Origin of the sequence: Embleya sp. NPDC050154 (genome assembly GCF_044460165.1) — a bacterium.
GTDB lineage: Bacteria > Actinomycetota > Actinomycetes > Streptomycetales > Streptomycetaceae > Embleya.
In genome coordinates this window covers 143,375-166,853 of the sequence record NZ_JBITJP010000001.1, presented here as the reverse complement: position 1 = coordinate 166,853, position 23,479 = coordinate 143,375, and the positions used below count along the sequence as shown (strand labels likewise).

Below are 23,479 nucleotides of genomic sequence, written 5' to 3'. Positions count from 1 at the left end.
TTCCACCGGCACCGGATGATCGAGGGTGGTGGGCGGATCGCATTCGCCCACCACCCTCTTCGTGTTCGTACGGGGAATCCGTCGCGCCCGGGCAGGCAACGCGCGGGTCCGCCCACGGTGAGGCCGAACGCCGCGAACCTGCGCCGCCCGCGGCGTGCCGGGGACTAGGCGGTGCCGTTCCGGGCGCGGAGCGCGGCGAGGAACCAGGTGAAGACCGGCGTCATGCTCGGCCAGGACGGCCATCCGTTCATCACGCCCAGCAACTGCCAATAGCGTTCGGCGCGCGGGTCGGTGCCGATCTCGAAGCGCTCGACCAGCCAGGCGACGAAGGCCGCGTCGGGAGTGCGACCGAACGTGCCGGCGTACCGCGCGAGCAGGTCGGCGACCACCGGTTCGGCCTCGGGCGAGGTCGGCTCGACGCCGGCCGTACGGGCCGCCTCGACCAGTTCGCGGGTGATGGCGGTCAGCCGCTCGTGCGCGTCCGGCGCGACGTCGTCGCCGCGGCCGCGCGCCTGCGCCTGGTACTCGGCCATCCGCCGAATCGACGCGCGGAAGTCGGGATCGGCGACCAACTCGCCGAGCTCGACCCACGCCTCGAGCTGCTCGGAGGTCGGGTCGTCGGGCAGGTTCGGCAATCCGCAGCGCATCTTGGCCAGGAAATCCGGGTCGACGTCCAGGTCGGCGAAGGTCGCGTCGAGGAAGTCGGTGACGATCTTCCGGCGCTCCTCGTCGGACAGTTTCGCGAGCTTGTGCATCAGTTCCAACTCCTCGGGACTCGATCCCCGCCGAGCCACCGCGCGCAGCACGGCCCGACGCAGCCGTAGGGTGCGGATCTGCGTGTCCACCGCGTTCGCGTGCGCCCGCGCGACCTCGCCGACGGTGACCTCGCGCGCCAACACGCGACGAATGGTCTCCAGATCGATGTCGAGGTCGCGCAGCGTGCGTACGAGTTCGAGGCGGACCAGCGCGTCGAGGTCGTACAGCCGGTAGCCGGCGGGACTTCGTTGAGTGGGCGGCACGACACCCGCGTCCGCGTAGAACCGGATCGTGCGAACCGACAGGCCGGTCCGCCGCGCCAGGTCGCCGATCGAATACAGGGTCGCGCCGTCCATGTCCCTCACCGTGCCGTCTCCACCGGGTGGAGACTCAAGTCCGGAGCCCGAGCCTACGAGTTCGCGGCCCGGGGAGCGGCCCTGATCAGCCCTTGAGCCCGATCCGGTCCATCAGCACCATGCCGTCGTTGGTGAGCACCATGCCCACCACCGTCGACCGGTGGAACCCGGTGACCACGGACGACTGGTACGTCCACAGTGGCGCGTCCTGCTTGAGCTGCGCGGCGACCGCCGTGTACGCGGCCTTGCGCTGGGCCGGGTCGTTGGTGGTCCGGGCCTTGTCCAGGTTCTGGTCCACGGTGGGGTTGGCGTACAGCAGGTAGTTGTTCGGGCTGGTGCTGTACAGGTTCACGTACAGCCCGGGTTCGGCGTCCGAGAGGTAGTAGCTGAACATCGCGGCCTGGTAGTTCTTGTTGATCACGATGTCGGTCTGGAACGCGGCGATGGGCATCGGCGCGATCTTGACGCCGATGTTCTTCAGGCCCTGGAGCGAGGTCATGATGTACTCGGCGGTCCGCTGCGCGTTCGCGTTCTGCGGGATCGAGTACGTGAAGTCCAGCGGCTTACCCTCGGCCGCCAACTCGTTCAGCAGCCGCTGCGCCTCCGCACGGTCGGTGCGCTGAACGGTCTCGGTACCCGGCTCCACCAGCGGGCTGTCCGGCGGGAAGATGCTGTGCGTGGGCGTGCCGTTGCCGCTGAAGGAGATCTTGTTCACCTCGTTCGCGTCCAGCGCGAGCTGCACCGCGCGGCGGGCCCGGACGTCGTCGAACGGAGCACGCTTGTTGTTGAAGTAGAGCGACTCGCCGCCGATGATCGTGACGACCTTGGTCTCCAGGCCCTTCTGCTTGGCCTTGACCGGGTCCTCCGCGTTGACCGAGACCTTCAGGTCGGCGCCGCCGGAGTAGACCGTCTCCAGCGCCTGCGTGCTGTCCTGGATGATCTTGAACACCACGGTGTCCGCGTACGGCTTGGCCGCGCCCTGCCAGTAGCCCGGGTTCTTGACGAACGTCATGTGGTCGCCGTTGGTCCACTCCTTGAACGTGTACGGACCGGCGCCGACCGGGTTGCGGGCGAAGCCGGCCGGGTCCTTGCGGTACGCGGTGGGCGAGACGATGAAGGACAGATTGGACGCGACGATGTGGTCGAAGTTGGCGTTCGGGCCGCTCAGCGTGATCTTGAGCGTGGTGGGGTCGACCACCTCGGTGGCCTTGACCGCCTGGATCGTGCCCGCCTGGTACGACTTGCGCGCGGGCGCGGCGTGCTCGTCCCAGGTGAACTTCACCGCCGCCGCGTCGTAGGGCGTGCCGTCGGAGAACTTGACGTTCGGCTTGAGCTTGAGCGTCCACGAGGCGTTGCCCGGGTCCGGAGTCAGGCTCTCGCCGATTTGCGGCATCACCTTGCCGGTCTTCGCCTCGTGCCAGAAGAGCGAGTCGTAGACCGCGTTGAGCCGGGTGTTGTCGGTATAGGAGTTGCTCAGCGCGCCGAACGGGTCCATCGAGCGCATGTCGCTCGCCATCGCCACGGTCAGCGTCCCACCACTCTTGGGCATGACCGTGGAGGTGTCCGTGTCCTTGGCCGCCTTGTCCTCGCCGCCGCCGCACGCGCCCAGCAGCAGGCACGCGGCGACGGCGGGGATCACGGTACGGAAGGCGCGCCCGCCGGCGGGGCCCCGGGCCGGGGCGTCGGGGCCCGGTACAACGCGTTTCGTGTCCATGTCTGTGCCTCGCTTCGATCTGTGCGTCGACCCCCGAGGGGCAACCGGTGGCGGAGCATAATCGAAGCCGTGAACGATCTTTGTCGCGCTTTTTCGGGTACTGATGGATGTTTCGCCCGGCGCGGCTCCGGCGCGGTCTCGGCGGGGCCCCGACGGTGCTCGCGGGCAAGTTCCTTATCGCCTGGTCCGGTTGATCGACCGCGCCCGGAAGCCCTCGTCCGTGCGAGGGCTTCCGGGCGGTGTGCCGAGGTCGGGTGCCTGATGTCTGTCGGGTGCCCGGTGCCCGGTGCCCGGTGCCCGGTGCCGGATGCGCGGCGCCGCGGGTGTCAGCGCACCGGCCGCAGGGTCTTGCTCCACAGCACGGTGGAGGCGCCGTCGCGCAGATGGACCGTCAGATCGCCCGAGGGGCCGTCGATCTCGACCTCGCCGAAGTGCTGGAAGCCTTCCAGCGGCGAGTAGTTCGCGCGCGGCGGCGCGTGCACGAACTCGGCCTTCGGGCCGAACGTGCCGTCCAGCGCGTTGGGGCCGAACGCGCCCGCGTTCAACGGACCCGAGACGAACTCCCAGAACGGGTCGAAGTCCTTGAACGCCGCCCGCGCGGGGTCGTAGTGGTGCGCCGCGGTGTAGTGCACGTCGGCGGTCAGGAAGACGATGCCGCGCACGCCGCGTCGTTGCGCGGTGCGCAGGATCGTGGCGAACTCCATCTCCCGACCCAGCGGCTTGCCCGGGTCGCCCTGCGCGACGCCCTCCTGCGCGGCGGCGCCGTCCGGCACCACCAGGCCCAGCGGCAGGTCGTTGGCGATCACCTTCCAGGTGGCCCGGCTCTGCGACAAGCCCTCGATCAGCCACCGCCGCTGCCGGTCGCCGAGCAGCCCGCGCTCGGGGTCGGCGTAGCGGTTGTCGCCGTTGGGGTCCTTGTAGGTGCGCATGTCCAGGACGAACACGTCCAGGTGCCGGCCGTAGGAGAGCTTGCGGTAGACCCGGTCGTCACCGATCGGTACCCACTCGCGGAACGCCTGCCTGGCGCGCGCGGCGAGCACGTCGACGCGCTTCTCGGTGTAGCGCGCGTCGTCCAGGATCTGGCCCGGGTACCAGTTGTTGCGCACCTCGTGGTCGTCCCACTGGACGATCTGGGCGACCTCGGCGGCGAACGCCCGGTAGTTGCGGTCGAGCAGGTTGTAGGCGAACTGGCCCCGGTACTCGGTCAGCGACTCGGCGACCTTGGACTTCTCCGGGGTGACCACGTTGTGCCAGATCCGGCCGTCGGGCAGCGGGACGCTCTCCACCAGCGGGCCGTCCGAATAGACCGTGTCGCCGCTGTTGAGGAAGAAGTCCGGACGCAGGCGGCGCATCTGCTCGAAGATGGTCATGCCGCCGATGTCCGGGTTGCTTCCCCAGCCCTGGCCGACGGTGTCGCCGGACCACACGAACCGCACGTCGGAGCGGCTGCGCTCGCTCGGCGCGGTGAGCAGCGAACCGGTCACCGCCTCGCCCGCCGCGCCGCGCTCGCCCTCGACCCGGACGCGGTAGTGGATCCGCCGCCCCGCCGGCAGGTCGCGCAGACGAACCCGGCCGGTGAGGTCACCGGCCGCAGTCAGCCACGGACCCCGCACACGGTGCGCGTCGCGCAGGTCGGGCCGGGTGCCGTACTCGACGATCAGCCGACCCGGCCGATCGGCGCGGCCCCACACGATCGCCGAGGACGCGGTGGCGTCGCCGCTCTGCACACCGTGGCTCAGGCTCGGCCGGCCGGAGGCCACGTACGCGGGCGTGTCCGACGTCGAGGCCGAGGCCGCGCCCATAACCGGGGCGATCGCCAGGCCCGCGCCGACGACGGAACCGGTGCGCAGGAGGGTCCTTCTGTCCACTGAGGTCATGGACATGTGTGTAGTGGCGCCGGGCGACGTACCGGCGAACGCCGGCTTGCCGGCTCGTCAAGTCTGGTCGGCGGGCCGGGGGCGACCGAGCGGTCCGGCGCGCGGGCGGCGGCCCGGGCGAAGGGTCTCTTGTTTCCGTCGGCCGCTGCGCCGATGATCCGTTCCACGCGGGCGCCGGCCGCGGCGGGTGGCCGGCCGTGACGAAGGGTGGGCCACGGCATGGGCGCACGGTTCGACGGACAGCGGGTGCTCGTGACCGGCGCGTCCTCCGGGATCGGCGCGGCGACCGCACGCGCGTTCGCCCGCGAGGGCGCGGTGGTCGGGCTGTGCGCGCGCCGGACCGAACGGCTGACGCGGGCGCTGGCCGACCTTCGCGAGGACAGCCCCGACTCGCGGATGTGGCCGTTGGACCTGGCCGCGTTGGAGGCCCTCCCGGACTTCGCGGCGACGGTGGAGCGGGAACTCGGCGGGGTGGACATCCTGGTGAACAACGCCGGCATCCCCAAGCGGCGGCGCAGCGCGAAGTTGTCCGGCGAGGATCTGCGCGAGGTGATGACGGTCAACTACGAGGCGCCGGTCCGGCTGACCGCCGCGCTGCTGCCCGCGATGTTGGCCCGCGGCACCGGACACGTGGTCAACGTGTCGTCGATGGGCGTGCACATGTTCAGCTACGGCGTCGGCGCCTACGCCGCCTCCAAGGCGGCCCTCGAACTGTGGACCGAGGCGCTCTATCTGGAACTGGCCGGCACCGGCGTGGCCGCGCACCTGTTCGTGCCCGGTACCACGCTCACCGAGTTCAGCACCGAACGCGAGGGCAACGACCCGCCGTTCCCGGCCGACCCGAGGAGCGCCGCGACGCCGGAGCAGGTGGCCGCCGCACTCCTGGACTGCGTGGGCGACGACGCGTTCGTCACCTACGCCACCGCCGGGGACGCCGAGACGGCGCGGACCAAGAACGCCGACCCGAACGCCTTCCTGCGCGCGATGCGCGACCGTCTGACACCGCGCTGACCGGGGGATCGAAGACACGTCCCAGGCACGCGCTACCCGGGTTCGTCGGTGGTGCCGTGCTCGCGCCAGGGGTAACCGTGTGCTCGGAACGCCCGGGCCACCGCACGCCGTCCGACCCGCGGCAGGCCCCCGCCGAGCGGGTGGGCGTCGTGGTCGAACAGGACCACCCGCTTGCCGTCGGGCCGGACCGCGCCTATCCCGGTCCGCTCGATCGTGGTGGTCCGGTCGTTGTGCTCGAGCAGGACCCGGGTGTCGGTGAGGGTGAAGCGGGTCGACTCGGCGACGGCGACGAACGCGACGCCCAGGCCCAGGATCAAGCCGAGGGCCGCGCCAATGGCGACCTGCGACGGCTGCTCCGCCGTGCCGACGAGGCGCACGACCGAGCGCATCGGCAGGACCGGCAGTTCAAGCGCCAACCGCGCCAGCGGCGGCAGTACGAACCCGAGCAACAGTCCGAGCGCCGGTAGCCCGCCGAAGATCGCCACCCGATCCGCGCGCGAGTAGCCCAGGACCGTGCGCCTCTCGGCGGCCTGCGCCGCCCACCCGCCCGTGTGGGCGGATCGCTCCTCGGCCATGGCGTGCCCTTCCCTTTTCCCGGTGGGCGGCCGGATCGGTCCGCCTCCACCTCGATGCTAGGGAGACCCGGTCGGCGCCCGCAGCGGCCGAAGGTCGATCACACGCAGACTTATGTCGAGAGCGCCGAGCCGAACCGCCGCGCACGTCGCCCGGCGGCCCCGCGCCGAGCGGGGTGCGGCGTGCGTGGGGGCCGATCGGCTCGGCCCCGGTGGCCCGACTACTCCACCACGCTCAGCACGATCTTTCCCGCAGTGCGCCCGCCCTCGCCCAGTTCGTGCGCCTTGCCCACCTGCTCCAGCGGCAGCACCGCGTCGATCACCGGCCGCAGCAGACCCGCCTCGACCAGCGCCGCGATCTCCTTGAGCCCACCCTGATCCGGCTCCACGATGGTGAACCCCGCGCGCAGCCCCGCCGCCTCCGCGACCGGCACCAGGCCCACCTCCGCCGGCGACGCCAGCGAGACCACCAAGCCGCCCGGCCGCAGCGTGCGCAGCGAGCGCGGCCCGTACTCGCCGCCGATCGTGTCCAGCACCACGTCCACGTCGCGTACCGTCTCGGCGAAGTCGACGGCCGTGTAGTCGATCACCTCGTCCGCGCCGAGCCCGCGCACCAACTCGTGCTTGGCCGCGCGGGCGGTGCCGATCACGTACGCGCCGCGCGCCTTGGCGATCTGGACCGCGAGGTGGCCCACGCCACCCGCCGCGGCGTGGATCAGCACCCGTTGACCGGGGCGTACACTGGCCGCGTCCACCAGCGACTGCCACGCGGTGAGCGCGGCCAGCGGCAGCGCCGCGGCCTGCACGTGCGACAGGCCGGCCGGCTTGCGGGCCAGGTGGCGCGCCGGGGACGTGACGAACTCGGCGTAGGCACCGGCCGGCAGCGGCAGTCGGGGCATCCCGAACACCTCGTCGCCGGGCCGGAAGACGCTGACGCCCAGGCCGACCTCCTCGACCACGCCCGATACGTCCCAGCCCAGCGGGACGGGAGTGTCGCCGATCAGCCCGCCGCTCGCCCGGTGCCAGTAGTCGGTCGGATTCACCCCGGCCGCGTGCACCCGGACCAGGACCTCGGCCGGCCCGGGCGACGGGCGCTCCACCTCGACCACCCTCAGCACCTCGGGTCCGCCCAACGTCTCCTGTCGAATGGCGCGCATCGTCATCACATTCCCCTGCCGTGTTCGGGTCGATCGTGCCCGGCGCGGTGACCGGGACCGTTCGCCGGTTCTCCGCGCCCGGCGTGGGACCAACCCTGTCGGGGCTGCCGGAGCCCATCGAGTGGCCCGATGGCCAATATGTGCAAGGATCAGGCCATGCATCGCGTCGTGGTCCTGGCCCTGGAAAACGTCTATCCCTTCGAACTGGGCATCCCGGTCCGGATCTTCGGCACCGCCACCGGCACCGACGGGGAACCGCTGTACGAGGTGATCACGTGCAGCCTCGACGGCCGACCGGTGCGCACCAGCGCCGACTTCACCATCGCCGTCGAGCACGGGATCGAGGCACTGGCGACCGCGGACACACTGGTACTGCCGCCCTTCGTGTGCGGCGTGGACGAGAACGCCGAACCGGACTGGCTCCCCGAACCGCTGGGCCGGGCCCTGGCCGGGCTGCGCCCGGGAGTGCGGATCGTGTCCATCTGCACCGCGTCCTACGTGCTCGCCGCCGCCGGCCTGCTGGACGGTCGCCCGGCGACCACGCACTGGAACGAGGCCGACCGGTTCCGCAAGCGTTTCCCCCGGGTCGACCTCGACCCGGACGTGCTGTTCGTCGACGACGGCGACATCCTCACCGCCGCCGGCGTGGTCGCCGGCATCGACCTGTGCATGCACCTGCTGCGCCGCGACCACGGCAGCGAGGTGGCCAACCGGGTCGCACGGCGCTGCGTGGTGCCGCCGTGGCGCGAGGGCGGCCAGGCGCAGTTCATCGAACGCCCGGTGCCGGAGCCGTCCTCGGCGGCCACCTCGGCGACCCGGGAATGGGCGCTCGAACACCTGCACCGCCCGCTGTCGTTGGCCGAGTTGGCGGACCACGCGCGGATGAGCGTACGCACCTTCACCCGGCGTTTCCGGGACGAGGTGGGTATGACGCCGGGCCAGTGGTTGACCCGGCAACGCGTCGAGCACGCGCGGCGGCTCCTGGAGACCACCGACCTGACCGTGGACCGGATCGCCGACCGGGCCGGCTTCGGCACCGGCGCCTCGCTGCGTCAACACCTGGTCGCCACCATCGGGGTGCCGCCGATGACCTACCGCCAGACCTTCCGCACCCACGACCGGGCGCCCGCCGATCAGGTGCCCGCACGCGGGTGAGAGACCGTCCGCCCGCGTCGCCCCGACCACGAGCGGGGTGGTCGGGGCGTCCTTCCGACGGGTGACCGGGATCAAGTCGGCCGACCGGGCGGCCGATACCTCCGACAACGTGCATACGTTCCGGAGGAGATCCACTCGTGCCGTCGCCGTCCCGTGTCGCCGTCTCCCTCGCCGCCGCCGCGACCCTCGCGCTCGCGGGGATCGCCGCGCCCTCGGCCGCGGCACCCGCCGCCGTCACGGCGCCCGAGGGCGGTTACGCGGCACTGGGCGACTCGTACAGCTCGGGCGTCGGCGCGGGCGGATACCTCGCGGGCGGCGGCGATTGCAAGCGCAGCGCGAACGCCTACCCCGCGCTGTGGCAACAGGCGCACGCGGTGGCCGCGTTCGACTTCGTCGCGTGCTCCGGGGCGACCACGGCGGAGGTGCGCGCACGGCAACTGTCCGTGTTGGACGGCGACACCACGCTCGTGACGATCAGCGCGGGCGGCAACGACGTCGGCTTCGCCGAGACGATCAGGACCTGCGTCCTGGGCGGGGACCGGGACTGCTCGGACGCGGTGGCCCGGTCGATGGCGTACACGCGCGACCGGCTTCCCGCGGACCTGGACGACACCTACGCGCGGATCCGCCGGCAGGCGCCGAACGCACGGCTCGTGGTGCTGGGCTATCCGCGCCTGTTCGAACTCGGCACCTGCCTCCTGGGGTTGAGCGAGAGCAAGCGACGCGTGCTGGACCAGGCGGCCGACACCTTGGTGGAGACCACGGCGGGTCGCGCGGCGGCCGGCGGCGCCGATTTCGCGGACGTCCGGGATCGGTTCGCGGGGCACGGGGTGTGCGGCGCGCAGGAGTGGCTGCACGGGCTGACGTTGCCGGTCGACGAGTCGTACCACCCGACCGTCACGGGGCAATCCCGGGGATACCTCCCGAGCCTGGTGGCGATCACCGGCTGAGTGTCCCGCCGGGTCGGTCCGAACCCGCGGCCAACACCTCGCCGAGGGCGGTCTGTTGGTAGTGCACCGAGCGGCCCACCCGGATGCCGGTGATCAGATCGGCGCGGCGCAACACGGCCAGGTGGTCGCCGACCGTTCCCAGGCCGAGGCCGAGCCGGGCCGCGAGCTGGGTGGTGGTGGCCCGGGTGGCCAGCGCGCGCAGGATCATCGCCCGCGTGGTGCCCAGCAGATCGGCCAGCGCGGCGTCGTCGGCGCGGGCCGGAGCACCCAGGAGTTCGGCCACGCCGCGCGCCGGATACACGATGGCGTACGGCCACGGCGGCTCCACGTAGGCGATGAACGCACCGAACGCCGACGGGACGAACAGCAGTCCGGCGCCGTCGAGCTTCACCGTGTCGGCCGCGTGGCCGGTCACCTCGATCACGCCCTCGTCGCGCCACCGCAGCCGCGGCGAGAGATCGCTCAGCGCCGCACCCCAGCCGTACGCCGCCAACCGCCCGGCGGTACGCACCAGATCGCGCTCCAACACCGCGCGCAGCGCCGGCCACCGCGGCTCCAGCAGCGTCGTCCACGCGGCCTCGATCGCGTCCGCCAATCGGGCGACCACGTCGGGGGAGTCGAGCAGCGCCCGGACCGAGGCCGAGGGCGGGCGCAACCCTTCCAGGTTGCGCGCGATCTCGCCGTGGGCGCGGGCCGCCGACGTGGCCCGCACCGCGGCGAGCTCGTCCCCGATCCCGGCCGGGGTCCCCGAGGGCGGCGGGTGCAGGAAGTCCGCGTTGTAGGCGCCGCGCCGATACAGCGTCGTCATCGCCGCGACCGCCGGCAGCTCCCGCCGCAGTCGCTCGTACGCCGGCCGCAGCCGCTCGATCCACGGCCGCAGCGGCCCGGCCTGATGGTTTCCCGACAACGTCCGCAGCACCATCACCGTCTCGCCCAGCGGGGAGATGCCGAACCTGCTGCGGGCCACGTCGGCCGGCCCGACCTCGATCCTGAGCATGCCTGGCCTCCCACTCGGCAGCCTGCCAGGTTTCGGTGCTGCCCGAAAGGTTGGCCGGCGCGCGGCGTGGCGCGGCACGCTCGTCCCCATGATCGGCGACGACGTCAAACCGGCGACCTACCGCGAGGTCTTCGCGGTGGGCGCCTTCCGGGTGCTGTTCGGTTCCTATGTCCTGCTGCTGATCGGCGACACCGTGCGGATGCTCGCGCTCGCGGTGCTCGTCTACGAACGGACCGGGTCGCCGGCGCTGTCCGCGCTCGCGTACGTCGCCGGGTTCGTTCCGCAGGCGCTCGGCGGTGCGCTGCTGCTGTCGCTCACCGACCGGGTGCCGGTGCGCGCGGCGATGGCCGGGTACGACCTGATCCGCTGCGCGCTCGCGCTGGTGCTCGCGCTCGACGTACTGCCGGTGTGGACGGTCCTGTTGCTGCTCGCGAGCGTCGGACTGGTCAGCCCGGTCGCGGGCGCCGCGCGCCAGCGCACACTGCCCGAACTGCTGCACGGCGACGCCTACGTACTGGGGCGCTCGGTGTTCGGGATGACCGCCGGCGCGACGCAGGTGCTCGGCTTCGCGGTCGGCGGCCTGCTGCTCGCGCTGGTCGGGTCGAGCGGCGCGCTGCTGTTCGCGGCGGCGACCGCGCTGGCTTCCGCCGTGGTCGTGCGCCTGGGCCTGGCGCCGGGGCCGCGCACCGAGCGCACCGGGTCGACCCGGGCCGAGGGCACGGTGCGCGCGACGCTGCGGGTCAATCGCGAACTGCTCGGCGATCGCACGGTGCGCGGCCTGCTGCTGGCCCAGTGGATCCCGGCCAACCTGGCCGTCGCCGCCGAGGGCGTGGTCGTCCCGTACTCCCCCGGTCACGCCGGTGTCCTGTACGGCTCGGCCGCCACCGGGATGTTGCTCGGCGACCTGGTGGTGGGGCGCTTCGTACGCCCGGCCCGCCGCGAGCGCCTGGCGCTGTGGCTCGCCCTGCAACTCGGCGTCCCGCTGCTGTTCTTCGCCGTGGGTCCGCCGCTGTGGGTGAGTGCCGGCCTGTTCGTCCTGTCCAGCGCGGGTCTGTCCTACCAACTCGGCCTGCAACGCCGCTTCCTGGAGGCCGTCCCGAAGGCCGGCACCGGCCAGGCGATGGGTCTGGCGATGACCGGCACGATGACCCTCCAGGGCCTCACGATGGCGGGCGCCGGAGCACTGGCCGGGGTGCTGGAACCGGCTCATGTGATCGTGCTGGTCGGGGCGGCGTCGATCGCCGGCACGCTGGCGATTCACCGGGTGCTGTTGCCGGGCCGGGTCGCGCGGGCGGTGATACCGGCTCCGGTGGCCGAACCGGGTCGGGTCGCCTGACCCCCGGACCCCACTCCCGATCGGGACCCGGGTCGATGAGGATCCCGGGTCCGGCCTTCGGCCGGAGCCCGGTGCGTTCGGGGGGCATCCGGGGGCGGCGTGGGAGGTGGTCGTTCGGGGAACCCCGGAGGGGTCCGGGAGGGCGCAACCCCGGAGGTTCCGGGAGGGCGCGAGCGTCCTCGGCGCATCGATCCGACATTCTGTGCGCCGGGATGTCGAGAACCGTCGGCCGGCTCCGACCCGGTTGCGAGTGGCCCGCCGGGGGGATTCGGGAGACCGATCCCGAGCACCCCCGATCGGGCCGCCGCCCGGATCGGACCGAGCGGGGGCGCGGACCGCGTGGATCGTGTGCACCGTGTGGGCCGACCCGAACAGACCAGAGCGACCAGGAGGCACCCGATGAAGTTCATGCTGCTGATCCACAACCGCCCGGGATTCGTGGAGGAACTCTCCGAGGCGGAGCGCACCGAGTTGTTCGGCGAGGTCGACGCCCTGATGGCGGAGCTGACCGCGTCCGGGGAACTGCTCGGCGGCGAGGCGCTCGCCGATCCGGCGCAGACCCGGACGGTCCGGGTCCGTGACGGTGTACCGGCGGTCACCGATGGCCCGTTCGTCGAGGCCAAGGAGCACTTCGCCGGCTATCTGCTGGTCGAGTGCGAGAGCACCGAGCGAGCCGTCGAGATCGCCGCACGCTGGCCGGACGCCCGGTACTGGGCGATGGAGGTACGCCCGGTGATGACGGATTCCGGGACGGAGATGTGAGCCCGGACGCGCACGTCGAGGGCCTGCTGCGGGAACTGACCCCGCAGGTCCTCGGCGTGCTCGTCCGCCGGCACGGCCAGTTCGACGCCTGCGAGGACGCGGTCCAGGAGGCGCTGCTGGCCGCCACCGTGCAGTGGCCCGAGGAGGGGATCCCGGACAGTCCCTGGGGCTGGCTGCTCACCGTGGCCGACCGGCGGCTGATCGACCACTGGCGCAGCGAGCGGGCGCGGCGCAACCGCGAGGAGCGGCTCGCCGCGCGAGCCCCGGCCGACGAGCACGTCTCGCCCGCACCCGACGACGACGCGCCCGGCAACCGCGACGACACGCTGACCCTGCTGTTCTTGTGTTGTCACCCCGCGCTGACGGGGGCCTCGCAGGTCGCCTTGACGCTGCGCGCGGTCGGCGGCCTGACCACCGCGCAGATCGCCGACGCGTTCCTGGTGCCCGAGTCCACCATGGCGCAGCGCATCAGTCGGGCCAAACAGCGGATCAAGGCCGCCGGCGGTCGGTTCGGCGGTGCGGTCGGGCCCGAGTCGATCGAGCGCCTGGGCGCGGTGCTGCACGTGCTCTATCTGATCTTCAACGAGGGCTACACCGCCGGCTCGGGCCCCGATCTGCTGCGCACCGACCTGACCGGCGAGGCGATCCGGCTGACCCGCGCGGTGCGCCGGTTGCGGCCGGACGACGGCGAGGTGTCCGGCTTGCTCGCGCTGATGTTGCTGACCGATGCCCGCCGGGCCGCGCGTACCGCCCGGGACGGCGGACTGATCCCGCTGGCCGAGCAGGACCGGAGCCGCTGGAACGCGGAGGCGATCCGCGAGGGTACCGAGTTGGTCACCGACGCGCTCACGTGGGGACCGCCGGGGCCGTACCAGGTGCAGGCCGCGATCGCCGCGGTGCACGCGGAGGCGGCGCACGCCGACGATACGGACTGGCCGCAGATCCTCGCGCTGTACCGACTGCTCGCGCACCTGTCGCCGGGCCCGATGGTCACCCTCAACCAGAGCGTCGCGGCGGCGATGGTGCACGGCCCCCGAGCCGGCCTGGATCTGCTCGACACACTGGCCGAGGACGAGTGGATGACCGGGCACCACCGTTTCTGGGCGGTCCGCGGCCATCTGCTCGAACTGGCGGGCGACGGCGAAGCGGCCCGGGAGGCGTACCGCACGGCTGCCCGCCGGACCACCAGCCTGCCGGAGCGGCGCTACCTGGAGATACGCGCGGCGCGGATGACCGGCGAGGGGTGATCCCGATGACCGGCGGGGTACCCGGGCACGGGGCACCTTCGCCCGCCCGTGCACCCGTTCGTGCAGGGGTTCGAAAACTTTTCCCGGGAATCCGCCGGGAGGTGTCGAGGACCGCGACCCGGCTCCGACCTCTCCGTGAGAACACCGAAGACCGACACTGCGGGAGCCCGACATGCGCAAGATCCTCTACATGGTCCACCAGTCGCTCGACGGTTACATCGAGGGCCCCAAGGGCGAATTCGACTGGCCGGTGATGGGCCCGGAGCTGTCCGACTTCGGGCAGACGCTGAACGCGGGGGTCGACACGTTCCTGTACGGCCGGGTCGTGTGGGAGATGATGGCCGGCTACTGGCCGAACGTCGAGACGATCTCCACCGACCCGCACGACCTGCGGTTCGCGCCGGTCTGGCGGGCGACCCGGAAGGTCGTCGTCTCGGCCACGCTGGAGCGGGCCGAGTGGGGCGCCGAGGTGATCGGCGCGAACCTCGCCGAGGACATCGCCGCGCTCAAGCGGGAGCCCGGCAAGGACATCCTGCTCACCGGCGGGGCCGGACTGGCCAACGCGCTCACCGGGCTCGGCGAGATCGACGAATACCTGGTCTTCGTGCACCCGGTGATCCTCGGCGGCGGCAAGCCGGTCTTCCGAGCCGACGAGACCCGGCACCCGCTGGCGCTGGTCGAGTCGCGGACGTTCGACGCGCGCACCGTCCTGCTGCGCTACGAACGAGTGGGCGAGTAGCGGTCGTCCCCGTTTCGGCGGCGGCCCCCGGCGGTTCGGCCCGGGAGCCGGCGGGCCGCGGCCCCCAGTCCTCGGCCCCCAGTCCTCAGCCCTCAGCCCGGAAGATTGCCGGCCGCGCGGTCGGCGAGCCAGCCGTCCAAGGCGGTTCGGGCCTCGGCGGCGTCCTGTTCGGTCAACGGGCGGGACTGGTGGGTGATTTCCAGGTGCACGCCGTTGGGGTCGAAGCAGTACACCGAGTACCAGACGCCTTCGTGGTCGATCGGGCCCCGGACCTCGACCCCGTGTCGACGGATCTGCTCGGCCATCGCGTCGACTTCGGCGACGGAGTCCACGGCGAGCGCGACGTGCCGGGTCCACCATTCGAGACCGTCGGGCACGGGCGCGTACGCCTTCGCCACGTCGAAGAACGCGATGCACTCACCGCTCGCGAGCGCGTAGAAGACGTGCAGGAAGGGCGCGGTGACCTCGCCGCTGCTGGTGGTCCGGGACTCTTCGCGGACCGCGCCCACGAGTTCGGCACCGACCGCCTCGGTCCAGAAGCGGTGTGTCGCGACCAGATCGCGGGTCTGGTAGGCGAGGTGGTTCAGCGCTACCGGTACGGCCATGCCGTGCTCCTGTTCGCCCGACGGTGAGCAACTTCGGTGCACCATGCACGATATCGAGAACACGGCCGTCCCGACACCGCGTCGTGGCGAGCCGGCGGATCGGCGGTCGGCCGCGGGCCGGAAGGGTGGGCGCCGCCGGGGAAGTCGTCGCGCGGGTACTCGCCGACCCGCGTTCGAGGTTCTCCTGCTCGGCCGGGTGCTCCAAGGCCCGCTCGCCGCGCTGCTGCCGCTGGAGATCGGCCTGGTCCGCGGGCGCCTCACCGCCGAGGGCACCCGGCAGTCGGTCGGGATGCTCGTCGGCGCGCTCACCTGCGACACCGGCACCTACAGCACCGCCAAGACCTTCGGCGGCAGCATCTCCGGAGCCGTTTTCGCCGCCATTCCGACCGGCACGACCGTCAAGGGCGGCCGGTTCCCCTCCGAGACGGCGTACGAGACGGTCTGGGGGATCTCCGCAGGCGTCTCCCTGCTGATCGCCGCCACCGCGGCAGTGCTCACCACGACCGCCCGACCCCACCCCGATACCGCTGCTCCGAAGGCCGCCCCACGCCGCTGAATCCGCATCGGCGCGTCGCGTCATGCCTCGATCGATTCCCGTCCGGCCGACGATCGGTGCGGCGGCGGCCGGACGGGAGCCGGGTTCGACTCGGCGGTCACGAGACGGAACCTCCGTACGAGACGCGGTGGTTCTCAGGCGGTGCGGGCGGGGCGCCACATGGTGGTCACGATGTGTCCGGTGTCGAGTGTGACGGTGCCGAGGGGGACGAAACCGGCTCGCCCGTACCGTGCGTTGTTGGCCGGGTTGCACGACTCCAGGTAGGCGGGAGCGCCGAGGGCGTCGATGCGGTCCAGGCTCTCGGCGAGCAGGCCCATGCCCAGTCCCCGGCCGCGATGGTCGTCGTGGGTGGCGAGCAGGCTCAGGTAGAAGTGCGGCTCGTCGGGCTGGGCTGCGCCGAGCAGTTCGAAGATGCGGAGGACGCGGTCCGCCGTGGTGCGATCGCCGCTGTCGACGAGGTACTGCTCCAGGCCTTCCTCCTCGTCGGCCGACAACTCCGTCCCGCCCGGCGGGATCCACAGGGCCGCAGCCTCGACCTGCTCGGTCACCAGCGCCCAGGGGTACCGCAGCGCCGACGTGGCGAACAGCCGCCACAACGCCGCCGCCTGCACCGCGCGCCGATCGCGGTCCGGGAACGCGGGGCCCCACATGGGGTCGTCGAAGAAAGCGGTGGTCAGGGTGGCGACGATCGCGTCGATGTCGTCAGTCGTTGCCACTCGTGCGGGTACCGGGGTAAGGGGAGTGCTCACGGCGTCAGCCTAGTGAGCGGGCGGGTTCGGGGCGGGTAGGGGCCGTGGCGGGCCCCGTGGGCGAGTCGGTGGTTACCCGCGCTCGGCCCGGCGGCCGGTCGCCGGGCCGCTCGTGCGAGTTCGGTGGTCGCTCGCGAGGTTTCCCGTACGGGCCCGGTGGCCGGTCGCCGGGCTGCCCGTGTGCGAGTCCGGTGGTCAGGGGCGGGTTCGGGGCAGGGCGCCCGAACGGCCCACGTCCGCGAGCCACTTTGCGGACGGCTTCGGGGTCCGGGCGAAGGTGCGGCGGTCGACCGCGATCAGGCCGAACGTGGGTCGGTAGGAGCCCCATTCCCGGATCCCGCCGGCGTTCCCGCCACCGCCACGGCTCCTGCTCCCGCTCTTCGAGCGGTGGTGTCACACGGAGGTCGTCTCTCAAACGCCGCGACCCCGATGGGATGCGGCACCGGGGTGGGCGTGTGGGCGAACCCTCGCCCGTCACGATCACGCCGCGCATCGCAGCCGCGCTTCGGGTCCTGCGCCGGGTTCACTCGATGCGCAGGGCCGGGGCCCGACCGGAGCGTCGAGACAGGCCGTAGCCTGCGGTTGTGATGAGGACCTCCTCGATTCTCGGAAAGTTCGATCTCTGCGCGGACGAGGCGGAGTTCCCCGATCTCGACAACGGCTACCACTACCCGGTCGACGCGCGGATCAGCCTGTTCGGCGACACCACGCGCTGGGCGATGGTCGCGGATTTGCTGGGCTACGACCCGCGCGGTGGCAATCTCATCGACGTCGTGTACCGCTTCGGCAACTGCCTGACACGCGGCGAACCCGGCGTCGGCGATTTCCTGGCACGGGTGGACAACATGGACGAGATCGATCCCCACGGGGCCGAGGTCTATGCGGGCGGAGTGCCGGTGGTGGTCCGTGGCACCGCGTTGGCGGTCGGCGTCCAGGTCGGGGCCGGTACCCCTTTGCAGGACGTGTTCCGTTCACTGGCGCCGGCCAACAAGGGGCTCCTGCTCGCCGACGAGACGGAGCTGCGGGCCGACATTCCCCCCGACCTGCCGGAGTTGCTCCGACTGGACGAGTGGAATCAACCGGAAGACTTCGGGGGCGTCCTGCCCGGCGGGCACGAGACCTTCCGGATGATCGCCGAGGTGCTGGACTCCGGGGACCCGACCCGATACCGGCCAACACTTCCGGCGAACACCCACTGGTCCTGTTGGCCGTACGCCGGAACCCTGTAGCCGCCGCACGGCCGGGTTCCGCACAACCGCCCCATGTCCTTCGGCGCGCCACGAGGTCCCGCCCCCCGTCACGGTTACCCGCCGCCCGCCGCCCGCCGCCCGCCGCCCGCCGCCCGCCGCCGGTCGGCGGTCGGCGGTGGATCGGGGGAGGCGCCGGCGCGTGGTTATCGCACCCCTGGGTAGGTTTCGATCATGACTGCCTCAGCCGCCCGCCCGACACCGGGTCACGATTCCGGCGGCCCCCGACCACCCGTCGGGACCGGCCCGTTGGCCCCACGTCTGGCCTGGGCCGGAATCGCGCTGCCCGTCTTCATCGTGGCCGCCACACTGTGCGCCGTGGCGGCCGACATCGACTTGGCCGCCGCCCGAGCGTTGTGGATCCTTGCCGCCGCCCTCTGCGCGACCGCGGCCCTGATCGCCTGGGCCGACATCCTGGTCGTCGTACATCGCCGCCGCCCGGACCCCCGATCCACCACGCCCGGCCCGCCGATCGACAACGCCGGACCCGCCTCGACGGCCGACCGAGCATGACCACCACGGTTCGAATCATGCGGACGACCCGGCCTGGTCCCGACGGGCCGAAGCCGCCCGGGCAGGCCGCTTCCCGGTAGTGGCCCGTCCCCTGAACGACGGCCACGAGCGCGAGGAGGAACCCGGCGCCTTCCACCACGCCTGCAGCATCCCGGTGACCGGCGCAGCCCTGATCCGTCCCGACGGCCACCTCGCATGGCGCACGCCGCATCCGCCCACCGACTCCCGACTCCCGACTCCAAGACGTATTGCGACACGTACTGGCCACCCCCAACCACTGACCCACCCACGGGAACCGCCACGCCCCCACACATCGAGCCAACCCCAACCCGCCCGCACCCCCGGCTCCGAATTCCCTCGGCCCGCACTGATGAGCCGCCGACCCGCCCACGCCGCCGCGACTGCGGCGCGGCACCCTCTGCGCCGGCCGGCCCGCCCGGCGGACGCGGGGTGTGCTTCGGGCCGCGCCCGCCGCACGGCGACCTGCCCGCGACGGCAGAAGGGGTGGCCGGGGCAGGGGGTTCGGCCGCCGTGTGGTTAGACCAAGCCCGACTCGTAGGCCGCGATGACCAGTTGCACTCGGTCGCGTGCGTCGAGTTTGGCCAGGAGGCGGGCCACGTGGCTCTTGGCCGTTGCCATGGTGATGAAGAGTTCGGCGGCGATCTCGCCGTTGGATCGGCCGCGTCCGATCAGGGTCAGCACCTCGCGTTCGCGGTCGGTGATTCCGTCGATCTCGCGGCCTCGCCGGGTGCGCGGTACGGGGGCCCGGTCGACGAACTCCGCGATCAGTCGGCGGGTGACGGCGGGTGCGATCAGCGCGTCGCCGGCCGCGACCACCCGGACCGCCGCGATGATGTCCTCCAACACCATGTCCTTGACCAGGAACCCGCCGGCCCCGGCCCGCAGCGCGCCGTAGACGTTCTCGTCCTCGTCGAACGTGGTGAGGACGACCACGCGCGTCGACGCGGATTCGGCCTTGATGATCCGGGTGGCCTCGATGCCGTCCATCACCGGCATCCGAATGTCCATCACCACCACGTCGGGATCGAGTTCGCGCACCAGCCGGACCGCCTCGGTACCGGTGCCCGCCTCGCCCACCACGTCGATGTCCGGGATGTCGGCGATCAGCATGCGCAGCCCCGCGCGTACCACCGGCTGGTCGTCGGCCAGCACGACCCGGATCGTCATACCGGCAACCTCGCGGCCACCCGGAAGCCGCCCTCCGGCCGCGGTCCGGAACTGAACTGCCCCCGCAACAGGCCGACTCGCTCCCGCATTCCGGCGATGCCGTAACCGGCCCCCGGCTGCCCGACCGACCGGCCGCCGACCCTACCCCCGCCCCCGTCGTCGACGATCTCGAGGCACAACTCGTCCGCCCCGTACTCGACGAGCACCCGGCAGTGCGCGGCGTTCGCGTGCCGCACCACGTTGGTCACCGATTCCTGGATGATCCGAAACGCGGACAACTCGATCTCGGCCGCCAGCGGCCGCCGCAGCCCCCGCCACCGCACATCGACCCGGACCCCGGCATCGGCGGTGCCGGCCACCAACCGCTCCAGATCCGCCAGGCTTGCGGCGGGTGCGGCTGCGGCTGGCACAGGACCCACCGGCCGACCCGAGTCCGGCTCGCGCAGCGCGCCGAGCAGATGCCGCAGCCCGGTCAGCGTCTCCCGGCTGGTGGTCTCGATCACGCCCAGCGCCTCGCGCGCCCCGGCCGGCTGCGTCTCGATCACCCGCTTCGCGGCGCCGGCCTGGATCGCGATCGCGCCGATGCTGTGCGCGACCATGTCGTGCAGCTCGCGTGCGATCCGCAGCCGCTCGGCCTGCACCGCCCGGATCGCCGCCTGTGCCCGCAACTCCTCGGCGTGGTCCTGGCGCAGCCGGATCCAACTGCCCAGGACCCAGGCTCCGACGGTGGTCACGCCGAGCATCGAGGACGGGCCGGTGAGCGCGGCGAAGGCCGCGGCCGCGGGTAGGTAGGCGGCGACCACCAGGGTCCAGCAGGCCAACACGCCGACCAGAGCAGCGACCGCGGTCCGGCGCCCGCAGGTGATCGCGACCTGGAGCACCAGTACGTCCGCGGCCAGGAACAACGGCCACGTCCGCACCCCGAACGTGCGCGCCACGAACGCCTCGACCAGCAACAGCCCGAGCACCGGCAAGGGCCGACGACCGGCCCAGCCGATCGGCAGCGCGATCAGCACGGCCAGACCTCCCAGCGCCCACAGATCCGGACGCACGAATCGATCCGGCGGCAGGAAGACCGGGTGCAGCGGCAGCGGCATCGTGCCGTACACCAGCAGCGCGAACGCGGGCATTGCACACCAACCGAGCGTTGCCAACCCGCTCGGCGACGACAACCGGGCCGGCAGGGCCGAGGACTTCAGGGCTCGTGGCACCCGATGACCCTAGCCGGCCACCGACCGCGAGCGAATCAGCCCACAGGCTGCATCCCGCGGAAGGATGCCGCGCGGGCCACGGGCCGATGCGCGCCGACCCCGGCCGGCGGCAGCCTCGACGGTGTGATCGACATCAACGAACTCACCAAGTGTTACGGCCGCGGCGCCCCGGTCGTGGACCGCCTGACCTTCTCCGTGCGGCCGGGACGAGTGACCGGGTTCCTGGGGCCCAACGGCGCGGGCAAGACCACCACGCTGCGCGTCCTGCTCGGCCTGAACACCGCCACGAGCGGTACCGCCACCATCGACGGCCGCCCCTTCCGCGCGTTCGGCACCGGGCTGCGGCACGTCGGCGCGCTGCTGGACGCGAACGACGTACACAACGGCCGTACGGCGAACGCGCACCTGGGGGCGCTCGCCCGCAGCAACCGGCTGCCCCGAGGCCGGGTCCGCGAGGTGTTGGCCACGGTCGGACTCGGCGGGGTCGGCGCGCGGCGGATCGGCGGCTTCTCGCTCGGGATGCGCCAACGGTTGGGGATCGCCGGCGCGCTACTCGGCGACCCGCCCGTGTTGTTGTTCGACGAGCCGGTCAACGGCCTGGACCCGGAGGGCATCCGCTGGGCCCGCGGGCTGTTTCGCGAACTGGCGGCGGAGGGCCGCACCGTACTGGTCTCCAGTCACCTGATGAGCGAGATGGAGCACACCGCCGACCAGCTCGTCGTCATCGGCGCCGGTCGACTGATCGCCGACGAGTCGCTCGCCGACTTCGCCGCCCGCGCCGGCACCGGCCGGGTCGTCGTCCGCACCCCCGAACCGGACACCCTGGCCCGGGTGCTCACCGACGCCGGTGCCTCGGTCGACCGCACCGGCCCGGACGCGCTCGCCGTCACCGGCTCGACCGCCGAGCGGGTCAACGAACTGGCCTTCACCCACCGGGTGATGGTCCACGAGGTGGGTACCCGGGGTGCGACGCTGGAGGAGGCGTTCATGCGACTCACCGCGGACAGCGTGCGCCATCGCGCCGCCGCGTCGGCGGAAGGGACGCGGGGACGATGACCACGTTCGCGACCGCCACGACGCCCGCCCGATGGCTCGACCTGATCGGCGCCGAATGGATCAAACTGCGTTCGCTGCGCTCGACTCCCGTCGTGCTCGGCCTGCTCGTGCCGTTCTACGTCTGGTTCGCCCATGACTCGGCCGCGGTCACCCACGAGGCGTGGCCGACCATGTCCGCGTCCGAGCGGCAGGAGTTCGATCCGGCGCACGGCGCCTTCCGCTTCCCGCTGTTCCTGTTGCTGATGGCCACGGCCGGCACGATCGGCGCGATGACCGTCGCCGGGGAGTACGCGAGCGGTCTGATCCGCACCACGTTCATCGCGGTACCGGCCCGGGGCCGAGTGCTCGCGGCCAAGGCGGTGGTGGTGACCGGTGTACTGGCGCTGCTCGGCCTGCTCGTCGGCGTCGGTGTCTGGACGGCCACCTTCGTCGCGTACGGGGACCGGATCACCACCTTCTCCGCCGGCACGCCCGGCGTCGGCCGAAGCGTCGCGGGCACCACCGTCATGGTCGCGGTGTGCGGGCTGATCGGGATGGCGATCGCGTCGATCATCCGCAACACCGCGGGGTCCGTGTTCGCGGTCCTGGTCTTCTTCCTGCTCGGCCCGGTGGCCGCCAAGGGGCGGATTCCACTGCTCGGCGCCGAGCACAGCGCGGATGTGGTCAACGCGATGCCCGCGTACGCGTGGGGGCGGTTGACCGTCATGAACACGAGCCACGTCGTCGAACGCATCCCCTCGGTCACCGCCGCCTGGAGCGCACTCGCCGGCTGGGCCCTCGTCGCGATCGCGGTGCAACTGCTGCTGCGCCGCCGGGACGTCTGATGCCCGCCGCGCCGCGACAGGAAAGCGGGCGGCAGGCGACCGGGGCACGCGAGTGCGTTCCCGAGTCGGCCGCCGTGCGCGTTCCCGACGCCGACCCCCGCGCGCGTTTCCGCGATCTGTTCGCCGCCGAGTGGAGCAAGCTGTCCTGCCGGCGCCTGTTCCGCCTCCCGTTGCTCCTGGCTCCGGTGTTCACGGCCTGCGCGGTGTGGTCGACCTGCTCGCGCGTGGACGTGATCGGCGCGCGCGGACGGGCCGATCTCGATCGGGTGAGCGCCTCGTTCAACCACGGGATCTGGGCGTTCCTGATGGTCGGCGCGGGAACGATCGGTGCCCTGTCCATCGCGGGCGAGTACGCGAACGGATCGATCCGCACCACCTTCATCGCCGTCCCGGACCGGCGCCGGGTGGTGCTCGCCAAGGCGACAGTCCTGGCCGCCGTCACCTCGGCCGTCGGTGTGGTGACGGCCGCGGTGTCGTTCGGTACGTCCCAGGCCGTCCTGTCCGGCAAACACCTGGGGGTGTCGATCACCGAGCGCGGCGCGGCGCGCGGTTTCGCCGCCGCCGCGCTGCTGCTGCCGGTATCCGCGATCGTCGGCCTGGCGCTCGGCGCACTTCTGCGACACCCCGCGGGCGCGCTGTGCGCGGTCTTCGCGCTGTCGGTCGTGCTGCCGGAACTCGTCCCGACCGACGGCAACCGGGTCGTCGCCGAAGCGGCCGAGATGATGCCGCGGAACGCCTGGACGACCCTGGTCGGCACGGACACCTCCGGCTCCGTGCCGCGATCGTGGTTCGCCCTGCTCCTGTGGCCGGTCGCCGTGCTGTATGCGGCGACGACTGTCGTCGCCCGCCGCGACGTGTGACCCGCCGACGCACCGGCCCCGCGCCGCGCCGCCCAAGCGCC

At 72.4% G+C, this 23,479-nt stretch carries 23 protein-coding genes and 1 pseudogene; 13 read left to right on the top strand and 11 right to left on the bottom strand.

The window, feature by feature from the left end; translation table 11 throughout:
• Positions 1-164: 164 nt before the first annotated feature.
• The 3 genes from ACIBSV_RS00725 to ACIBSV_RS00715 all read right to left on the bottom strand — a co-directional run bounded on the left by ACIBSV_RS00725 (position 165) and on the right by ACIBSV_RS00715 (position 4,703).
• On the bottom strand, positions 165-1,112 hold the full coding sequence (locus ACIBSV_RS00725) for a MerR family transcriptional regulator (protein ID WP_395858710.1): 948 nt from the start codon (positions 1,110-1,112) through the stop codon (positions 165-167).
• A gap of 85 nt (positions 1,113-1,197) precedes the next feature.
• Positions 1,198-2,826: an ABC transporter substrate-binding protein gene (locus ACIBSV_RS00720; RefSeq protein ID WP_395858709.1), complete on the bottom strand. Its 1,629-nt coding sequence runs from the start codon at positions 2,824-2,826 to the stop codon at positions 1,198-1,200.
• 326 nt (positions 2,827-3,152) lie between these two features.
• On the bottom strand, positions 3,153-4,703 hold the full coding sequence (locus ACIBSV_RS00715; RefSeq protein WP_395858708.1) for an alkaline phosphatase D family protein: 1,551 nt from the start codon (positions 4,701-4,703) through the stop codon (positions 3,153-3,155).
• 219 nt (positions 4,704-4,922) lie between these two features.
• Between ACIBSV_RS00715 and ACIBSV_RS00710 the strand changes: the two genes are divergently transcribed.
• Complete coding sequence (locus ACIBSV_RS00710) at positions 4,923-5,714, top strand: SDR family NAD(P)-dependent oxidoreductase (protein ID WP_395858707.1); 792 nt, start codon at positions 4,923-4,925, stop codon at positions 5,712-5,714.
• 32 nt (positions 5,715-5,746) lie between these two features.
• Here ACIBSV_RS00710 and ACIBSV_RS00705 read toward each other — a convergent pair whose 3' ends face one another.
• Both ACIBSV_RS00705 and ACIBSV_RS00700 read right to left on the bottom strand, forming a co-directional pair.
• Positions 5,747-6,289, bottom strand: a complete 543-nt coding sequence (locus ACIBSV_RS00705; protein ID WP_395858706.1) for a hypothetical protein — start codon at positions 6,287-6,289, stop codon at positions 5,747-5,749.
• A gap of 218 nt (positions 6,290-6,507) precedes the next feature.
• The gene (locus tag ACIBSV_RS00700) at positions 6,508-7,443 is read right to left on the bottom strand and encodes an NADP-dependent oxidoreductase (RefSeq protein ID WP_395858705.1); all 936 of its coding nucleotides are present in this window, start codon (positions 7,441-7,443) and stop codon (positions 6,508-6,510) included.
• Positions 7,444-7,599: 156 nt separating this feature from the next.
• Here ACIBSV_RS00700 and ACIBSV_RS00695 point away from each other — a divergent pair, with 156 nt between their 5' ends.
• Positions 7,600-8,598, top strand: a complete 999-nt coding sequence (locus tag ACIBSV_RS00695) for a GlxA family transcriptional regulator (protein WP_395858704.1) — start codon at positions 7,600-7,602, stop codon at positions 8,596-8,598.
• Positions 8,599-8,735: 137 nt separating this feature from the next.
• Positions 8,736-9,548, top strand: a complete 813-nt coding sequence (locus ACIBSV_RS00690; protein ID WP_395858703.1) for an SGNH/GDSL hydrolase family protein — start codon at positions 8,736-8,738, stop codon at positions 9,546-9,548.
• On the opposite strand, the gene ACIBSV_RS00685 is transcribed toward ACIBSV_RS00690, so the two are convergent.
• Positions 9,538-10,545 (bottom strand): DUF5937 family protein, encoded by a 1,008-nt coding sequence (locus ACIBSV_RS00685; RefSeq protein ID WP_395858702.1) that lies wholly within the window; start codon positions 10,543-10,545, stop codon positions 9,538-9,540. The genes ACIBSV_RS00690 and ACIBSV_RS00685 overlap by 11 nt on opposite strands.
• An 88-nt stretch (positions 10,546-10,633) precedes the next feature.
• Between ACIBSV_RS00685 and ACIBSV_RS00680 the strand changes: the two genes are divergently transcribed.
• The 4 genes from ACIBSV_RS00680 to ACIBSV_RS00665 all read left to right on the top strand — a co-directional run bounded on the left by ACIBSV_RS00680 (position 10,634) and on the right by ACIBSV_RS00665 (position 14,629).
• Positions 10,634-11,881 carry an MFS transporter gene (locus ACIBSV_RS00680; protein ID WP_395858701.1) on the top strand — a complete coding sequence of 416 codons (1,248 nt, stop codon included), beginning with the start codon at positions 10,634-10,636 and terminating at the stop codon, positions 11,879-11,881.
• Between the two features lie 399 nt (positions 11,882-12,280).
• Positions 12,281-12,643 carry a YciI family protein gene (locus ACIBSV_RS00675; protein ID WP_331770782.1) on the top strand — a complete coding sequence of 121 codons (363 nt, stop codon included), beginning with the start codon at positions 12,281-12,283 and terminating at the stop codon, positions 12,641-12,643.
• Positions 12,640-13,890 (top strand): RNA polymerase sigma factor, encoded by a 1,251-nt coding sequence (locus ACIBSV_RS00670; RefSeq protein WP_395858700.1) that lies wholly within the window; start codon positions 12,640-12,642, stop codon positions 13,888-13,890. The genes ACIBSV_RS00675 and ACIBSV_RS00670 overlap by 4 nt, the downstream gene beginning before the upstream one ends.
• 172 nt (positions 13,891-14,062) lie before the next feature.
• Complete coding sequence (locus tag ACIBSV_RS00665) at positions 14,063-14,629, top strand: dihydrofolate reductase family protein (protein ID WP_395858699.1); 567 nt, start codon at positions 14,063-14,065, stop codon at positions 14,627-14,629.
• Between the two features lie 92 nt (positions 14,630-14,721).
• Here the strand turns inward: ACIBSV_RS00665 and ACIBSV_RS00660 are convergent, their stop codons facing one another.
• Positions 14,722-15,234 (bottom strand): VOC family protein, encoded by a 513-nt coding sequence (locus ACIBSV_RS00660; RefSeq protein ID WP_395858698.1) that lies wholly within the window; start codon positions 15,232-15,234, stop codon positions 14,722-14,724.
• 196 nt (positions 15,235-15,430) lie between these two features.
• On the opposite strand from ACIBSV_RS00660, the gene ACIBSV_RS00655 reads away from it, so the two are divergent.
• Positions 15,431-15,790 (top strand): hypothetical protein, encoded by a 360-nt coding sequence (locus ACIBSV_RS00655; protein ID WP_395858697.1) that lies wholly within the window; start codon positions 15,431-15,433, stop codon positions 15,788-15,790.
• A 134-nt stretch (positions 15,791-15,924) separates the two neighbouring features.
• On the opposite strand, the gene ACIBSV_RS00650 is transcribed toward ACIBSV_RS00655, so the two are convergent.
• Together ACIBSV_RS00650 and ACIBSV_RS00645 are read right to left on the bottom strand one after the other, a co-directional pair.
• Positions 15,925-16,539 (bottom strand): GNAT family N-acetyltransferase, encoded by a 615-nt coding sequence (locus ACIBSV_RS00650; protein WP_395858696.1) that lies wholly within the window; start codon positions 16,537-16,539, stop codon positions 15,925-15,927.
• A gap of 195 nt (positions 16,540-16,734) precedes the next feature.
• Positions 16,735-16,869 (bottom strand): annotated as a pseudogene (locus ACIBSV_RS00645) (glycoside hydrolase family 1 protein); the annotation flags it as partial.
• A 257-nt stretch (positions 16,870-17,126) separates the two neighbouring features.
• On the opposite strand from ACIBSV_RS00645, the gene ACIBSV_RS00640 reads away from it, so the two are divergent.
• A complete protein-coding gene (locus ACIBSV_RS00640) occupies positions 17,127-17,768 on the top strand; it encodes a DUF7003 family protein (protein ID WP_395859306.1) in 642 nt (213 codons plus the stop codon).
• A 192-nt stretch (positions 17,769-17,960) separates the two neighbouring features.
• Complete coding sequence (locus ACIBSV_RS00635) at positions 17,961-18,299, top strand: hypothetical protein (RefSeq protein ID WP_395858695.1); 339 nt, start codon at positions 17,961-17,963, stop codon at positions 18,297-18,299.
• 537 nt (positions 18,300-18,836) lie between these two features.
• Here the strand turns inward: ACIBSV_RS00635 and ACIBSV_RS00630 are convergent.
• A complete protein-coding gene (locus ACIBSV_RS00630) occupies positions 18,837-19,487 on the bottom strand; it encodes a response regulator (RefSeq protein ID WP_395858694.1) in 651 nt (216 codons plus the stop codon).
• Positions 19,484-20,698 (bottom strand): sensor histidine kinase, encoded by a 1,215-nt coding sequence (locus ACIBSV_RS00625; protein ID WP_395858693.1) that lies wholly within the window; start codon positions 20,696-20,698, stop codon positions 19,484-19,486. Before ACIBSV_RS00625 ends, ACIBSV_RS00630 begins: the two co-directional genes overlap by 4 nt.
• A gap of 123 nt (positions 20,699-20,821) precedes the next feature.
• Between ACIBSV_RS00625 and ACIBSV_RS00620 the strand changes: the two genes are divergently transcribed.
• Genes ACIBSV_RS00620 through ACIBSV_RS00610 form a run of 3 tightly spaced genes read left to right on the top strand, consistent with a single transcriptional unit; the run spans position 20,822 to position 23,438 of the window.
• Positions 20,822-21,754: an ATP-binding cassette domain-containing protein gene (locus tag ACIBSV_RS00620; protein ID WP_395858692.1), complete on the top strand. Its 933-nt coding sequence runs from the start codon at positions 20,822-20,824 to the stop codon at positions 21,752-21,754.
• Positions 21,751-22,578, top strand: coding sequence for an ABC transporter permease (locus ACIBSV_RS00615; protein ID WP_395858691.1), 828 nt, complete (start codon positions 21,751-21,753; stop codon positions 22,576-22,578). The genes ACIBSV_RS00620 and ACIBSV_RS00615 overlap by 4 nt, the downstream gene beginning before the upstream one ends.
• Positions 22,578-23,438, top strand: coding sequence for an ABC transporter permease (locus ACIBSV_RS00610; RefSeq protein ID WP_395858690.1), 861 nt, complete (start codon positions 22,578-22,580; stop codon positions 23,436-23,438). The genes ACIBSV_RS00615 and ACIBSV_RS00610 overlap by 1 nt, the downstream gene beginning before the upstream one ends.
• Positions 23,439-23,479 lie beyond the last annotated feature (41 nt).